The sequence below is a fragment of the Pseudoalteromonas sp. A22 genome, from assembly GCF_018141345.1.
GTDB classification, from domain to species: Bacteria; Pseudomonadota; Gammaproteobacteria; order Enterobacterales; family Alteromonadaceae; genus Pseudoalteromonas; species Pseudoalteromonas maricaloris.
On record NZ_CP047238.1, the window covers coordinates 3,633,965 to 3,649,364 of the forward strand.

A 15,400-nucleotide genomic window follows, 5' to 3' on the forward strand; every position below is an offset into this window, starting at 1 on the left:
AACCAAAAGGTAAATACCATGACTAAATCAATATTGAGTACGCTCAAGGCCGTTTCACGCCCAGAGAAAAGCACCACACCTGAGGCTAAACGCCGTGACAAGCTAATCAACCGCCTTCAAATCCAATTGGAAATGGCAACAGCATTGATTAACGGTGAATCCTACACCTGTTACAAAGAAAAGTGGCAGAAGAGTGAAGAGACAGGACAACAGGAGAAAGTGAAGGTAGCCAAGAAAGTGAGCCCTTGGTTCTACGCAAAAGACGGCAAGTATTACCTTGAAGTTCGATATGCTAATAAGCCATTGGAGTTGTCCAAAGGACATCATGCTATTGAGGTGGGTGATAAAGAACACCTACCGAAGGTGATTCAGACCGTGATTGATGCCACCACCATTGGTGAACTGGATAAGTCTATAGAGTTGGTTTCCAACAACTTACCAATTAACAAAGCCTAACCCAACTCTCTACGCCAAGGTCGCTTATGACCTTGGCAGCATTGAAGCTCAACCTTACAGAAATAGGGATTGCCCATTTTCACTTCGCCACCATTAGTAATGGTTAAAATAAAGCAAAACCATGTCGTCTAGATACGTGACGCAGATATTAGTAATCTAAATCATTCACGTTGCAGGCACCAATCATTCCTTCTAGTTGGAACTCTCGATTTTATAACGTACAGGGCGATTCAGTTTTTTCACAACCCCTTCATCTTCAGCTCGCTTCAACCAAGCTGTAAGTTGTGACTTATGAAGCTGTGTTTGCTCGATCAAATCTTCTAGCTTAATTGGTTCTTGAGCCAACCTATTAAGCTCTTCAATGAATAATTGATAAAAATCAGTAGGACCAGATTTGGACTCTGAACTACCAGAAACCGTTTCGTTTGAAGAATTGCATTGCTCTTCTACTGCGAGCACTTTTTCTTCTGAAGCATGCTCAGCTTCGAGTTGAACTTGAGCTATTGGAGCCTTGATTTCTGGTTCATCTAGCAACCCAGGCTGCTCAGGCATAGAAAAGAGATCCGCCTGTTCTACTGAGGATTGATCTACATGCTTACTTACAATGTTAAATAAATCTGCGACGGCAAAGTTAGGATATTCCTCTAACCAACGGCCACCTTTACCAACCAAATCAGCATTTGCAGCATCTTTGTCGTTAGTTTGTTTTACCCAAAGTGGCACCCATGCTTTTTTTAAATTTTCTTCAGCCCCATTTAGTGTGCCACCTTTTTTTCCTGAGTGTATAACCAAGGAACTATCAGCCAAGCAATAGATATATTTGTTTCTTGCCATGGCATTGCCAGCACTAAATCCGGCTTCAGGGTAAAAGGGTGATACCAAAACAGCATGACCATCCATCAAACCTCTTCGCCATTTGCTACTTGTGGCTGCTTTTAGAAGGCTATCCGCCATAACGCCAATAACAGCTCCACCAATTCGAATTGCGCCCAACATAGCAGTTTCATCAACACCACGAGCCCCTCCTGATACAATTGCAATATTCTCAAAGGCTGCTTTTGCACCAACTTCATCGGTGAATGCTAACTCACTTTCACTCGCATTACGCGAACCGATAACGGCCAAGCCACCCGCATTTAATAAATCTTTATTACCGCAACCAAATAGGACTGGGGGAGAATCAGTCTTCAAACGTTGTTTAAGCCGTCTTGGGTATTCCGGATCAGAGCGTGTAACCACCCATAAACCTGCACGCTGCCACTTTTCCATTGCAAGAGCTAAGCTGTGGCCTCGATTCAGCAGCTCAATTATGCGCTCCGCACTAATTCGAGAGTCAAACCAACCTTGCAATAAAGGTGCTGGGTCTTGCACCAACAAATCCGCTGGAGTAATGGACTTTTCTTTAAGCCATAAAGCAAATCTACCCCACTCTGCATTTGTCAGCGGTTTAGTTTTTTCACTGCTCGCTTTCGAGAAGTAGCTGGTCAATAACAGCGTTGCTTGCGCTGTTGATGACAACGTTGTGGAAATATTCATGAATCTTTTACCGATGATGAAGCTAAAGCAATCGGATAAACCAAACCACTACCAGCTTGTTGTAATAATGCAGCTACCACTGTTAATGTCCACCCTGAGTCAACTATGTCATCCACTAATAACACAGGTTGACCTTTATAAAGTTGTGTCACTTGAAACGCACCATCTAAGTTACGACACTGGTGAAACCGGTTTTGCTGCCCTTTTTGTTGTTGATTATCTTTAACTTTGCTAACCGCATCTACAAAAGGTAAACCTAATCTTGCGGCTAGCCGTTGAGCAAAGTCTGGAACCAATTCAGGATGGTTCCTAGAAGGTACGCAGCATACCCATTGAGGTGCAGGGTTAGGTTGCCAGCGTTGTTGGATCATTTCAGCCATTGCCGCAACTAACTCATCGCAGAATCGACCTTCATGCTTGTTATCTGCAACCGTTCGCCCCCATCCTGCGTCGCCCCAGCGAGATAAAACACGCCCTTCTTGTGCTCTAATTTGCTGTGGAAGATTTCCTCTGAACCCATATTCTTCAAACGCATTTGCCGCGACCTGAACGTTTGGCTTAATGACCATTTCAGCATGTTTTAAAAATGTACCAGCTCGATGCACTAGAGCTGGTTCAACCGCAACATCGATAACAGCTTGTTCAAGACAAGTAGCACACTTACCGCAAGGAGTAGGATCAAGATCATCTAATGCACGGCGTAAAAATGTCATCTTACAACCAGCATCTTGAATATACGATTGCACTTCTTGCCACTCTTGAACTCTTTGTCCGGTTAAATGAGCAATTCTGGCATGATCCATTTGGTAGCGAATAGGTGTTCTGAACCAGCGACTACCTTCTTTAATTACTGGCGCGGGGTTTTCGACACTAAGCAACTTGAGCACTTTTTCAATCTGGCCATGGCGCAAATTAGTTTGCTCTTCAATATTACGAAGTGAAAGTCCATCACTCTGTTCAAGTACGTTTAATATTTCGTCAACCTGATGGCCTGTAGGGAAGGCTGAATCTCTAAAGAATGCATGAATATCTTGGTCTTCAACTCCCGACATAAGCACGCCTAACGCGTGTTCTATACCACGACCAGCACGCCCAACTTGTTGATAATAAGCAACAATGGAGCCCGGTGCTTGATAATGAATAACGAAGCTTAAATCTGGTTTGTCATAACCCATACCCAAAGCCGTCGTTGCAACAAGTACCTTCAAATCGTTATGTAAGAGTAACTCCTCAAGGTGCTGCCGGTACAAGTTACTATTTTCAAACCCTTCAGCTTCAACGCTACCATGATAAGCTTTTGCATCTATACCATTTTCACACAGCCAATTCGCAACTTGCTCTGCGTCTCGCACCGTTAGGGTATAAACAATACCAGTGCCAGGTAAAGTAGGAATCACTTGTGCAAGCCATGCTAAACGAGATGCTTGATCAGGAAGTGTCATTGCTTGTAACGCTAAACTTTCTCGTATTAACGTGCCTCGGTGGATTTGAATATCACCAAGCTGCGTTTGTATATCTTCAACGACTCTATCATTTGCTGTAGCAGTAGTACCTAACACAGGGGTGTTGGCCGGTAGCTGGCGTAAGATATTAACAATGCGCCTATAATCCGGACGGAAATCGTGACCCCAATCCGATATACAGTGGGCTTCATCAATCACCATCAAGGCGATACGGTCAGCAATCGGTTGCAAAACTGTTTCAATAAAGTTGTCGTTCGCTAATCGCTCTGGTGATATTAATAAACAATCAATCTGATTATTCAGGATACGCTGGGTTACCGCCTGCCAGTCGTTTTGATTGGTAGAGTTCATGGTTTCAGCGACAATACCCAATCGCTGCGCCGACTCAATCTGGTTGCGCATTAAAGCCAGTAAGGGCGAGACAATAATCGTTGGCCCCATACCGCGATCACGAAAGATTTTAGTGCTGATAAAATAAACCGAACTTTTACCCCAACCTGTTCGCTGGACTACTAAGAGTTTCTGACGATAGTTTACGAGTGCGTCAATGGCTTCCCATTGCCCATTACGAAATTCAGCCGTTGGATTTGCTAAAGCTGTTTGCAGTAATTGTTGTGCTTGTGCTCGGTTCATTTTCATTCCCTGATTTATATAGTTAATTGCCGCTCAATGATTTAGAAAACTGTAAACCCCACGTCCTAACAAGCTTATCGTTGTAATACTGCAATTTTTTGCTCTTGTGTAGGTTCATCCTTAGATAAAAATTTCTGGAGATTTTTGCTTTCTGGGTTAAGGATTTATCAGCTACACGCTGCACCTTAGTTTAACCCTTTAAATAGGGTGCCAACTTGCATTTTGCATGTTGGTAGAGATTTTATCAACACCACCCTCCCGCTCTTACCGTATGATACAGGACTCTATTCGGGTCAACGGGCTACTTATTGCCAATTTTATACATATCAACCACCTCAACTAAATTCTTAATACTCGTTGCCTTATGGGTGTAGTTACTAGTGATACCAAACGAGCTAATCTCATGCCCCACAACCTGTTGTAGGTTGTTCACTGGTACGCCGTCATTCATCAACTTGGTAATGAAGGTGTGGCGGAAACTGTGGAACGAGCGTTTATGACCTAGTTCGTTGAAGGTTGGTACACCAATGGATTCCATTAACCTAGGCATCCAACCTGTTACGCGTACCGACTTATCTAATTCATTAAATAGCTTTTCATCACATATGGCTACAAAATCGAGAAAGCCACCAGCAACCAAGGCTGTGTGCATTGGGATCTTGCGCTTGGCATTTTCGGTTTTTAACTTCTGATCTTTGTGTTCGTCGGTGATTAGGATGTAATGACGTTTGGTTTCCTCATCAAAACGAATATCCGACTTTCTCAACTGCACCAACTCACCTAGGCGTGCACCTGTATATATGCCAAGTCGAATAATCCACTGTTTCCACAAGGTACTTTCACCTTTGGCCGCATTAAGAAATTGCACGAGTTCCAGATCAGAAAATGCGCCTCGGGTGTTTGAGGTAAAGTCGCGCTTGATGGAACATGGACTTGAGCTAATGTAGTCCACCGTATCTTTCTTAGCGTAAGCAAAGATGCTTTGCAGCCACTTATAATAGCCTTGAACCGACTTAGGTGAAGTCACATCTTCCTCAGGTACTTCACAATCCAATCGTTCCTGCCATGTCATTTTGTTGTAAGGTGCAATGTTCATGCGTGGGAGTTCAAAACACCTATCAATAAACCGCCCTATGTCCTTAGGCTTGTATTGGTCGATAGGCTTATCATCCATCAATAGCTGCCATATGGTGTAGAACCGTTCATAGTCAGCTTGAATTTTCTCGGTGAGTTTTTCCTTCTTGATTTTAAATTCAAGGAATTCGGAATAGACCTCAGAAAACAGTGGGCTTGTGGGCTCATTATCCACATCGGCAATCGGTGTGTGAAACACAGGTTCAGAAGCACTCACTAATAAGCCTTGGACTTCTCGCTCTCCTAGGAAGTCTTCATTGAAAATGGACGCTAATAACTCATCCCTAACGGCATTACTGGTCTTGAGCTTACTCAGTAGGACTCGGTAAGGCAGGCTTTTTGGCTCAATAGCATAACCATGTTCTGCCAGTAGTTCATTTGCCTGTTGTGGTAGCCCTTCACCTTCTGCCTGATTGATCTCAATTCTTGTAAACAGCTTTATCACCGAGGACATGGATTCTAGGAAAGACCACCTTTCACCTTCAGGCAAACCTTTAATAATCTCAGCAAATCGGTTTATCCGCTCTTCATTTGAGTCTGTATCCGCCATGTGAGTGAACAATTCTTTGAATCGGCTATCCAGTTCCAATATCGATTTATCACCCAAGGCATTAACAGCATGGCCACCATCGCTAAAGCCTTGCTCTAGTTTGGCTATCAATGGATCTATGTCGGCTATGGTTAATTGCTTTTGCATGGCGTTTTTTATCTGCTTTAGCTGTTGGCTTATTAAGCTAGTGTCTAATGTCCTTGAATGAATGACAAGCCCCTTTAGCTGTATTATTAATGGCTTAAGACGCTGCAATATCACCAAGGCGACTTCTAATACTTCCGTTCTTAAACACAACCTGACTTCCCTTACGCCAAGGCGTTTGGGTATTTTAACCCGAAGGTAATACGTGGCCTTACGGCGGTATAAATATTGGCAACCAACTACGGCTCGCATATTCACCTCATTAACCATTGAAGATTCAAGCACCGTGTACCAAAGCCATGTACCACAAAAATTGCGCTTATGAATTGTAAAATCAAACTGTTAGTGAAAAGTGTATCAGGCGAAAAGAAGCACCTAAATCAATATCTTAGGAATTTTTAGCAAGTTGAAATTTGTATTGTGATTTGAGTTTTGAGGCAAAAACTGTGTACCAAACGATACATGGAAATGTGATTTGATGGTGGACAATTTTAGTGTACCGCTTGATCTACATAAGCAAATCAAGCGGTTACTAAAATTAATGAGACAGCCTATAAGCCGGGTTCTGTTCACTCCCGAAGGAGATCGATAATCATTCGTCTAGGCCTAGGATCGCTCCTAGGCTCGAGCAACCTACCCGGTTCCGATGCGGGCCACACCATAAGGAACCCTATTTGGTCTTGCTCCGGGTGGAGTTTACCTTGCAACCAACTGTTACCAGTGGCCCGGTGCGCTCTTACCGCACCCTTTCACCCTTACCGGTCCCGAAGGACTTAGGCGGTCTTCTCTCTGCTGCACTTGTCGTAGGCTCACGCCCCCCAGCCGTTAGCTGGCACCCTGCCCATTGGAGCCCGGACTTTCCTCCCCCTGATCATTTTCGTCACAGGCAGCGATTATCCGGCTGACTCAGGCGGGCGATTATACGCACTTTAATGCAATAACGCACGCGATAAATTGCGTGTATTACGCTTCTCGCTCAGCAATGATAGCCTTATACAAGGCGTTCTTTTTTAGCCCTAAATATTCAGCTGCCACGCCGCAGGCCTTTTTCAATGGCATTTCTGGCTCTAGTAACTCAATCAGCTTTTTCGCTTCTGGCGTTAATGCTTGCTCATCTCTTTGTTCACCGGGTAGCATCAGCACCAGTTCACCTTTTTGCTTTTCAGGTGTTGCGGTTAAAAACTCAATAAGCTCTGTAACCGTGCCACTGAAAAAGGTTTCGTAGGTTTTGGTCAGTTCTTTAGCAAAAACAACTTGTTGTGTTTCGCCCAGCGCGATTTTCATATCTTCTAGACTTGCCATAATGCGGTGGGTGCTTTCGTACAAGATACTGGTGATACCAGAGGCAACTGCATCTTTAAAAAACTGCTGACGTGCTTGGCTTTTTGCAGGTGAAAATCCCACGAATTGGAATTTATCTGTCGGTAAGCCTGAACAACTCACCGCAGCAATGGCGGCACACGCGCCAGGAACGGGAGTCACTGTGGCACCTGCTTCACGGCACAGGTTTACCACGGCATAGCCTGGATCGCTGATAAGCGGCGTACCCGCATCAGACACTAACGCGATGTCTTTACCTTCGTTTAAGCAATCTAAAATTTGCTGCGCTTTTTGCTTCTCGTTGTGATCATGCAGTGCAAAAGTTTTTGCTTTAATGCTAAAGTGGCTCAATAATTTGCCAGTGTGGCGCGTATCTTCGGCAGCGATTAAATCGACCTGACTTAACACTTTCAGTGCACGTTCACTGATGTCATCTAAATTACCTATTGGTGTCGCTACAATATGTAGGGTGCCGATTTTGTTTTCGTTGTGAAGATTAGCCATTGAGCTCTCCAATATCAGTCAGTAAGATATCCACTCAGTCGTGAAAAAGAAGGTTTGCCTGTGCAGTTTAAAAAGATAGCGCTTTTAGTTGCCATATTGTCGGGGTTATCCGCTTGTAGTACAAGCACAAATGTCACCAAATCCGCCCAAGAAACTAAAACAACTAAAGCCTTTAGCCAATCGGATGACAATGCCGCGTCGTTATTTGCAAAGGCGCAGACTAAAGAAGGCGTTGCCAAAATCCAATTGCTATATGCAGCCAGAGACGCTGCTATCTTAGAAAAAGACTGGCAAATATTAGAGCAAATTGGTTTAGCGATGGAAGCTAAAGCCAGTGTTGATCATATTCAAAACAAATTATACATCGCACTTGCTCGCAAAGAATTATCGCAGTATGCCAATGCGTTAGCCATACTAAACACGCTAGAGGGCCGACTCAACACCCCTGAACACCAAGCTTGGTATGAGTATTTACTGGGTAGTATTTATGCCTCTCAGCAACTACCAAAAAAAGCATTGGTTGAATACTTTAAAGCGGCCGATATTGCCAATGAACATAACTTAGCGGTGGCGGGGCTAAACGAAGAGATTTGGCTCGCGCTACAGCAGCTATCAAGTTACGCCCTAGAGCGCTTTGATTCTGGCTCTGTTTTACAGCGTGGTTGGGTGACACTAGCTAAATATCAACAAATTTATTTGGGTTCGAGCGTCCAGCTCGACCAAGCCATGAATAATTGGCGTCGTCGTTTTACTAATCACCCTGCGGTTGCTTTGCTGCCTAAAGATTTGCAAGGCGCTGTTGCGCTTGAACCTTACCAAGTTAAAAGACTTGCGGTGTTATTACCACAATCTGGTGCGAGCGAGCGACTCGGCACAGCCTTGAAAAATGGTTTCTTGGCTGCTACTGACGAAGGGGCGATTGAAAAGGTCTTCTTCATTGATGAAATGGCATCCGAATCTGAAATCGTAACGCAACTTGCTGAGGCAAATGTCGATTTTGTCATTGGTCCATTATTAAAATCCAACGTTGAAAAACTACTCGCAGATAAAGGTTTTGCGGCTTACCCCACCTTATTTTTAAATGCTCGCGAAACCCTTACGCCTAGCAGCAGTGAACAGTACTTTTTTGCGCTTAACCCTGAGCATGAAGTCGAGCAAGCAATGAAGCACTTTCTTGCTAAAGGCTATAAAAAACCCATGTTACTGGCTCCAGCGAACGCCTCTGGTAAGCGTTTAATTGAGTATTTTGATCAAGGTTGGAAACGCTACAGTGAGACCGCACCAGAAGTGGGTTATTATACCAATAGTACCAACATGGCGGATGTCATCACGGATATTTTAGAGGTCGATGCATCCAAAGCACGCACTAGCGTCATCAAAAGTCTATTTCGCAAAGAGGTCAAAAGCGAAACACGCTCTAGACGCGACATTGATGCCATCTATATTTTAGGTGATGCAATGGAAACTAGACTGCTCAAACCTTATTTAGACGTCAATGTCAGTACATTTGCCGATAGGATCCCTTTATATGCAAGCTCTCGCAGTTATAGTAAACAAATTGATGTCACTGATAAGGGCGATTTAGAAGGGCTTTATTTTACCGAGCAGCCCTGGATGCTACCGGGTGCTGTTGAAAAAGCACCGCTTCGAGATGCCTATCAATCTTTATGGCCTGAGCAGGCCGACTTGGAGCAGCGCCTGTTTGCAATGGCATATGACGCCACGAATTTAGTCCCCGAGCTGCGCCAATTGGCTTGGCTCTCGGGGAAAAGTTTTGATGGCTTAACCGGCCAGCTCAGCATCCGCGGTGGCAGTGATGTTGTGCGAAAGCTCAGTTGGGCACAGTATCATAATAAACAAATTCGTTTGGTGAGCTTAGATGAACAGCCTCCACTACCATTATTTATGCAACAAGAGAAACCTGCGGGAGACTCTTTGATCAGATAGGATATCTGGATGTTTAAAGGACTATTTAGCAACACACGGAGTAAAGGCGAGCATTTTGAGGTGATTGCGGAGCAATTCTTGGTAAAACAAGGATTAACCCCCGTTACCAGAAACTATCTCTGTAAATACGGAGAGATAGATCTCATTATGCGAGAGTCGCAAACCTTAGTGTTTATTGAAGTAAAGTATCGCGATAGCAGCCACTTTGGTGGCGCAATTAACGCACTATCAAAAACTAAGCTTCAAAGATTAAAGCGTAGTATTTATAATTATTTAGCACAGCAAAATTTGCATAACACGCAACTTAGAGTCGACTTTGTTGCCATTCAAGGGGCCGATCCCCCTGAAATAAACTGGATTAGAAATATTTTTTAGCATGCAAGAATCTATAAAGTCTATATTTACAGAGTCAATTCAAGCGCAGATAGCGGCAGGCGAAGTATTGCCTAAAGCGCTAGAAACCGCAGCGATGACCATGGCTCAGAGCCTGATCAATGGCAATAAAATCATCTGCTGCGGCGCGCCAAGTAATCATATGTTGGCGCACCACTTCGCAACCATCTTAAGCAACTTTTACGAAACCGAACGCCCGTGTCTGCCGGCGATTGCACTAACGAATGAGCAATATAATTTGGCATCACCAGAAAATGGCAAAGCCAGAGAGCGCTTTGCCAAGCAAATACGCGCATTTGCGCAGCAAGGAGATTTGCTGGTGGCGTATGCCATAAACGGGCAAGAAAAGGCGGTTATTGGCGCAGTGGAAGCAGCCCTTACTAGAGATATGAAAGTCATCGCATTAGTTGGTGATGATGGTGGTGAAATTACCGGTCTGTTGGGCCCACAGGATGTAGAGATCCGGATCCCAAGTAAACGCCCAAGCCGGATAATCGAGTCACAACTATTCAATACTCACTGTTTAAGTGAGCTAATCGACGCAATTTTATTCCCTCAGGACGAAGTATGATGATGAGAATAACCTCTTTACTTGCCGCCATCTTGTTACTACAAGGGTGCGCTGCTGCGGTAGTTGCTGGTACAGCCGGTGCGGTGTCAGCAGCAAATGATAGACGCACTATCGGTGCACAAATTGACGATAACAATATCGAGATCAAAGGCACGCTTGCCATCAAAGAGATTAAGCGCCTTGCTGATCATGCCAATATCACGCTGGTGAGTGTTAATGGCGTAGTATTAATGATTGGTCAGGTCACTAATCAAGAAATGAAAACGGAAGCTGAGCGTGCGCTACAGAACGTTGCAGGGATTAAGCAAGTACATAATCAGTTGAGAATAAGCTCAAACATCGGCATCACGACGCAAACACATGATACGTGGCTGACCTCCAAAGTTAAAACCAAACTGCTGACGGCCGACGAAGTCAATGGCGCAAATATTAAGGTAGTTACCGAGAATGCCGAAGTGTTCTTGATGGGCTTAGTCTCTAAGCAAGAAGCAAACTCAGCGGTAGAAATCGCCAGAAATATTAATGGTGTAAAACGTGTGATCAAAGCCTTTGAGTACATATAAACAATAACGTATAGCCATAAAAAAACCTGCATTCGCAGGTTTTTTTATTTTATCACTCGAAGGTGAGAACCTTTTTTCTTTTCAGGTTCTGGCTTAGTCTCTGGAGATTGTGGGACTTCCGTCTCTTCTACCAAATCAAACTCTTCATCTTCAAAGATTTCTTCTTCAGGTGTAAATACCGTGCCTTCACCATTTTCTCTTGCATAGATAGCCAATACTGCACCATTAGGCACATATACCTGCATCGGTTGGCCACCAAACCGGGCGTTAAAGCTCAGCGCTTGATTATCCATTGAGAAATTCGTCACAGCAGACGGGCTTACGTTCAACACAATTTGCCCTTCTTGCACAAATTGTGTTGGAACCTGTACCGAGGGAAAGTCTGCGTTCACCACTAAATGCGGTGTACATTCGTTATCGACAATCCACTCGTAAAACGCGCGTAGTAAGTAAGGACGATTAGACGTCATTACGATCTGATCTCACGCTCTGCATCCGTTAGCGATGCTTGGAATGAGTCACGCTCAAATAAACGCAGCATGTATTCTTTTAGCTCTTTGCTACCAGCACCATTCAGCTCAATACCAAGCTGTGGTAAACGCCAAAGTAGTGGAGCTAAATAACAATCAACTAAGCTGAACTCTTCACTCATGAAGTAAGGTGCTTCATTAAAGATAGGTGCTACAGCTAGCAGCGCTTCAGTTAACTCTTTACGAGCTTGAGCCGCTTCATCACCACCCGCAGTGATCTTTTCAGCAAGTGAGTACCAGTCAGTTTCAATGCGGTGCATCATTAAACGACTACGACCACGCATTACTGGATATACAGGCATCAGAGGAGGATGCGGGAAGCGCTCGTCTAGATACTCCATAATGATATTCGCTTGGTACAAGCCAAGCTCACGATCGATTAGCGTAGGAACAGTGCCATACGGGTTAATCTCGTGTAGAGCTTCTGGTAAGTTGTCCTTTTCAGCCTGATGAATATCAACACTTACACCTTTCTCAGCAAGTACAATACGTACCTGGTGACTGTACATACAGTTTGACCCAGAAAAAAGTGTCATTACAGGGCGCTTATTGGCAGCAACGGCCATGCCTACCTCCATTAAAAAACTAAAAGTAATTAAATCACTTTAAACAGCAAAAGGGGCGAACGCCCCTATTGCAAAAATTACCTTTGAATATTCAAATTAATGAACATCTCTCCAGTATTCTTTCTTCAAGAAGAATGCCAGGATGAAGAAGATAACTAAGAAACCAATAACCTTAATACCAATAGCTTCTGATTCTAGGCGAGAAGGCTCACCTACATAAGCTAAGAAGTTTGTCAGGTCACGTGCTGCTTGGTCATATTCATCAACACTCATCTCACCGGTACCATCTGTTTCAGTGCCGACAACTTTAGTCACTGTGTGACCATGTTCTTCCACTTCTTCAGTGATCGGTGTTGGCAAGCCTTGTAACTCTTGTAGTACGTGAGGCATACCCACCAATGGGAAAACAACGTTGTTCACACCAAATGGGCGAGACTCATCTTTATAGAATGACTTCAAGTAAGTATAGATGTAGTCCGGAGACTTAACACGAGAGATAAGTGTTAAGTCCGGTGGCGCAGCACCAAACCATTTTGCAGCATCATCTTTAGCCATAGAATTTTTAATATGGCTACCTACTTTTGAACCATCGAAAATAAGCGTTTCTTGACCAATTTCAGTTGGAATACCGATGTCACGGAAAGTACGCTCATAACGCTGATATTGCATTTGGTGACAGCCAAGGCAGTAGTTCATAAATAACTTAGCGCCACGCTGTAGAGATGCTTTATCAGTTAAGTCATTGTTTGCTTCCATCAAAGGCACTGATGGGCCCGCTGCCATCGATAACGTTGGCAACAATGCGAATAAACCGATTACTAGCTTTTTCATCATTTCGTCAACCTCGTTGGTAGTGGCTTCGTCTTCTCGTTTTTACTGTAGAAGAATAGCAACACGAAGAACATAAAATAAGTTACTGTCGTGATTTGCGACAATAGCGTTTTAAAGTCAGTTTGCGGTGTTGCACCAATCCAGCCAAGGATAACGAATGTGACAACAAACTGAGCAATGTTCAACTTATGGAAACCACAACGGTAGCGAATTGAACGAACCGAACCACGGTCAATCCAAGGCAGTAGTGCCAATGCTACGATTGAAGCGCCCATTGCAATTACACCAATTAACTTATCAGGGATAGCACGAAGGATCGCGTAGAATGGCGTAAAGTACCAAACTGGGAAAATGTGCTCTGGTGTTTTAAGCGGGTTTGCCGCTTCAAAGTTTGGTGCTTCAAGGAAGAAACCATTCATTTCCGGTGCAAAGAACACAATGGCACAGAAGAAAATTAAGAAGCCAGCAACACCTAAGACATCTTTTACTGTGTAGTAAGGGTGGAATGGAATTGCATCCACAATATCTTTTTTATCAGTGTAGTATTCATGGAATTTAAACTTAGGTTTGTCTTCCTCAGCTACAGAGCCTTTCTTGCGCTTGATCTCAACACCGTCAGGGTTGTTTGAGCCTACTTCGTGCAGTGCAACGATATGAAGGAATACTAAGATAACCAGTACTAATGGTAGGGCAATAACGTGTAGTGCAAAGAAGCGGTTAAGCGTTGCACCAGAAATAACGTAGTCACCACGGATCCAAAGTGTTAAGTCATCACCAATTACAGGGATTGCACCGAATAATGAAATGATTACCTGAGCACCCCAGAAAGACATCTGACCCCATGGTAATAAGTAACCCATGAAAGCTTCAGCCATTAGCGCTAAGAAGATAAACATACCGAATAACCACAGTAATTCACGTGGCTTTTGATAAGAACCGTAGATCATACCGCGGAACATGTGAAGATAGACCACGATAAAGAATGCGGATGCGCCGGTAGAGTGCAGGTATCGCAATAACCAACCGTATTCAACATCACGCATGATGTATTCAACTGATGCAAATGCACCTTCAGCAGAAGGTACAAAGTTCATAGTCAGCCAGATACCCGTTACAATCTGGTTTACCAGTACTAGAATGGCGAGTGAACCAAACAAGTACCAGAAGTTAAAGTTTTTTGGCGCTGGGTATTGAGCAATGTGCATATTCCAGACGCGAGTCATCGGAATACGAGCATCGATCCAATCAACAACTTTGCCCACAACGCCCGTATTTGCTGCTTTATCTACATTAACAGACATTATGCAACCCCTTCTTCTTCACCTACCAAAATGGTAGTGTCGTCAATAAAGGTATACGGAGGGATCTCTAAGTTTAGAGGTGCAGGTACGTTTTGGAATACGCGCCCCGCCATATCAAACTTCGAACCGTGACAAGGACAGAAGAAACCACTATCAGTGCCTTCTACTTTTTCACCAAAGCTTCCGTTAAGGAAAGATGGTGAACACCCTAAGTGAGTACAAATCCCAACCGCGACGAAAAGCTCAGGTCGCTTAGAACGGTAACCGTTCTGCGCTGATGCCAACTGCTGTGGCTCTTCAGAGTTAGGATCACGAAGTTTGTCTTCGTGTTGCTTCATTTGTTCTAGCATTTTTGGTGTACGATTAACAATCCAAACTGGTTTGCCTCGCCACTCAACACGAATAAGTTGTCCAGACTCAAGCTTGCTGATATCTACTTCTACAGGCGCACCTGCAGATTTAGCTCGCTCACTTGGATTCCAGGACGCAATAAAAGGAACAGCAGCTCCAACCGCACCAACGCCACCTACAACAGAGGTAGCGATAGTTAAAAAGCGACGTCGGCTGTTGTCTACAGGCGCATTGCTCATCCACTTATCTCCACTTGATTCCCAACACTTGCTATATTGAGAACATCAGTTACAGCAGGTTAATTTAAGAAATTACAAAATAGACGCGATCATAAATAAATACCTTGATTAAAACAAGGTTATTCCAGATCCATGCCCGAATAAACCCGCAGAAAATCATCTATGATTACTTCGAGCATGAAACCGAGTATTTATGATATCGCATCTGACACAACAATATACTGACTAAGATCAACCCCCGACTAAGGATACGCACCAAATCGCGTGACTGGATCTCAGGTCTTTCTACTTGCTTCGCCAATTGTAGCAAAAAAAACCGCCAAGTTACCGCTCGAATTGCACTAATTATTATATTTATTGAACTTTTT

14 protein-coding genes and 1 other RNA gene are annotated in these 15,400 nt (G+C 43.8%); 5 read left to right on the forward strand and 10 right to left on the reverse strand.

Going from position 1 to position 15,400, the window contains the following annotated elements; genetic code table 11:
* The first annotated feature begins 18 nt into the window (after positions 1-18).
* A complete protein-coding gene (locus GSF04_RS21270) occupies positions 19-456 on the forward strand; it encodes a DUF6641 family protein (RefSeq protein ID WP_211858746.1) in 438 nt (145 codons plus the stop codon).
* Positions 457-648: 192 nt separating this feature from the next.
* Here GSF04_RS21270 and GSF04_RS21275 read toward each other — a convergent pair whose 3' ends face one another.
* The 5 genes from GSF04_RS21275 to rsmI form a co-directional block, all read right to left on the reverse strand.
* Positions 649-1,992 (reverse strand): DNA-processing protein DprA, encoded by a 1,344-nt coding sequence (locus tag GSF04_RS21275; RefSeq protein ID WP_211858747.1) that lies wholly within the window; start codon positions 1,990-1,992, stop codon positions 649-651.
* On the reverse strand, positions 1,989-4,088 hold the full coding sequence (locus GSF04_RS21280; protein WP_211858748.1) for a RecQ family ATP-dependent DNA helicase: 2,100 nt from the start codon (positions 4,086-4,088) through the stop codon (positions 1,989-1,991). Before GSF04_RS21280 ends, GSF04_RS21275 begins: the two co-directional genes overlap by 4 nt.
* A gap of 301 nt (positions 4,089-4,389) precedes the next feature.
* Positions 4,390-6,168 carry a DUF3258 domain-containing protein gene (locus tag GSF04_RS21285; protein WP_211858749.1) on the reverse strand — a complete coding sequence of 593 codons (1,779 nt, stop codon included), beginning with the start codon at positions 6,166-6,168 and terminating at the stop codon, positions 4,390-4,392.
* Positions 6,169-6,454: 286 nt separating this feature from the next.
* Positions 6,455-6,825: RNase P RNA component class A (gene rnpB / locus GSF04_RS21290), an RNA gene on the reverse strand.
* 54 nt (positions 6,826-6,879) lie between these two features.
* Entirely contained in the window at positions 6,880-7,740 is an 861-nt protein-coding gene (rsmI, locus tag GSF04_RS21295) for a 16S rRNA (cytidine(1402)-2'-O)-methyltransferase (protein WP_211858750.1), read from the reverse strand.
* Positions 7,741-7,800: 60 nt separating this feature from the next.
* On the opposite strand from rsmI, the gene GSF04_RS21300 reads away from it, so the two are divergent.
* Genes GSF04_RS21300 through dolP form a run of 4 tightly spaced genes read left to right on the forward strand, consistent with a single transcriptional unit; the run spans position 7,801 to position 11,214 of the window.
* Positions 7,801-9,687, forward strand: coding sequence for a penicillin-binding protein activator (locus GSF04_RS21300; protein ID WP_211858751.1), 1,887 nt, complete (start codon positions 7,801-7,803; stop codon positions 9,685-9,687).
* A 9-nt stretch (positions 9,688-9,696) separates the two neighbouring features.
* Positions 9,697-10,062, forward strand: a complete 366-nt coding sequence (locus GSF04_RS21305; RefSeq protein WP_069020035.1) for a YraN family protein — start codon at positions 9,697-9,699, stop codon at positions 10,060-10,062.
* A 1-nt stretch (position 10,063) separates the two neighbouring features.
* Positions 10,064-10,651, forward strand: a complete 588-nt coding sequence (locus GSF04_RS21310) for an SIS domain-containing protein (RefSeq protein WP_010376705.1) — start codon at positions 10,064-10,066, stop codon at positions 10,649-10,651.
* On the forward strand, positions 10,648-11,214 hold the full coding sequence (gene dolP / locus GSF04_RS21315; RefSeq protein WP_211858752.1) for a division/outer membrane stress-associated lipid-binding lipoprotein: 567 nt from the start codon (positions 10,648-10,650) through the stop codon (positions 11,212-11,214). Before GSF04_RS21310 ends, dolP begins: the two co-directional genes overlap by 4 nt.
* A gap of 44 nt (positions 11,215-11,258) precedes the next feature.
* Here the strand turns inward: dolP and GSF04_RS21320 are convergent, their stop codons facing one another.
* The 5 genes from GSF04_RS21320 to petA all read right to left on the reverse strand — a co-directional run bounded on the left by GSF04_RS21320 (position 11,259) and on the right by petA (position 15,032).
* Complete coding sequence (locus GSF04_RS21320) at positions 11,259-11,684, reverse strand: ClpXP protease specificity-enhancing factor (protein WP_211858753.1); 426 nt, start codon at positions 11,682-11,684, stop codon at positions 11,259-11,261.
* The gene (gene sspA, locus GSF04_RS21325) at positions 11,684-12,310 is read right to left on the reverse strand and encodes a stringent starvation protein SspA (protein ID WP_017219052.1); all 627 of its coding nucleotides are present in this window, start codon (positions 12,308-12,310) and stop codon (positions 11,684-11,686) included. The genes GSF04_RS21320 and sspA overlap by 1 nt, the downstream gene beginning before the upstream one ends.
* Before the next feature lie 96 nt (positions 12,311-12,406).
* Complete coding sequence (locus GSF04_RS21330; protein WP_029215832.1) at positions 12,407-13,144, reverse strand: cytochrome c1; 738 nt, start codon at positions 13,142-13,144, stop codon at positions 12,407-12,409.
* The gene (locus GSF04_RS21335) at positions 13,141-14,442 is read right to left on the reverse strand and encodes a cytochrome b N-terminal domain-containing protein (RefSeq protein ID WP_045987630.1); all 1,302 of its coding nucleotides are present in this window, start codon (positions 14,440-14,442) and stop codon (positions 13,141-13,143) included. Before GSF04_RS21335 ends, GSF04_RS21330 begins: the two co-directional genes overlap by 4 nt.
* Positions 14,442-15,032 (reverse strand): ubiquinol-cytochrome c reductase iron-sulfur subunit, encoded by a 591-nt coding sequence (gene petA, locus GSF04_RS21340; protein WP_039492902.1) that lies wholly within the window; start codon positions 15,030-15,032, stop codon positions 14,442-14,444. The genes GSF04_RS21335 and petA overlap by 1 nt, the downstream gene beginning before the upstream one ends.
* Positions 15,033-15,400: the final 368 nt, after the last annotated feature.

Excerpts from the sequence above, each read along its gene's own strand:
- GSF04_RS21280 (WP_211858748.1), bottom strand. The coding sequence starts at position 4,088 with ATGAACCGAGCACAAGCACAACAATTACTGCAAACAGCTTTAGCAAAT.
- GSF04_RS21305 (WP_069020035.1), top strand. The coding sequence starts at position 9,697 with ATGTTTAAAGGACTATTTAGCAACACACGGAGTAAAGGCGAGCATTTT.
- sspA (WP_017219052.1), bottom strand. The coding sequence starts at position 12,310 with ATGGCCGTTGCTGCCAATAAGCGCCCTGTAATGACACTTTTTTCTGGG.
- GSF04_RS21285 (WP_211858749.1), bottom strand. The coding sequence starts at position 6,168 with ATGCGAGCCGTAGTTGGTTGCCAATATTTATACCGCCGTAAGGCCACG.
- petA (WP_039492902.1), bottom strand. The coding sequence starts at position 15,032 with ATGAGCAATGCGCCTGTAGACAACAGCCGACGTCGCTTTTTAACTATC.
- GSF04_RS21270 (WP_211858746.1), top strand. The coding sequence starts at position 19 with ATGACTAAATCAATATTGAGTACGCTCAAGGCCGTTTCACGCCCAGAG.
- GSF04_RS21320 (WP_211858753.1), bottom strand. The coding sequence starts at position 11,684 with ATGACGTCTAATCGTCCTTACTTACTACGCGCGTTTTACGAGTGGATT.
- GSF04_RS21330 (WP_029215832.1), bottom strand. The coding sequence starts at position 13,144 with ATGATGAAAAAGCTAGTAATCGGTTTATTCGCATTGTTGCCAACGTTA.
- dolP (WP_211858752.1), top strand. The coding sequence starts at position 10,648 with ATGATGATGAGAATAACCTCTTTACTTGCCGCCATCTTGTTACTACAA.
- GSF04_RS21335 (WP_045987630.1), bottom strand. The coding sequence starts at position 14,442 with ATGTCTGTTAATGTAGATAAAGCAGCAAATACGGGCGTTGTGGGCAAA.
- GSF04_RS21310 (WP_010376705.1), top strand. The coding sequence starts at position 10,064 with ATGCAAGAATCTATAAAGTCTATATTTACAGAGTCAATTCAAGCGCAG.
- GSF04_RS21275 (WP_211858747.1), bottom strand. The coding sequence starts at position 1,992 with ATGAATATTTCCACAACGTTGTCATCAACAGCGCAAGCAACGCTGTTA.
- rsmI (WP_211858750.1), bottom strand. The coding sequence starts at position 7,740 with ATGGCTAATCTTCACAACGAAAACAAAATCGGCACCCTACATATTGTA.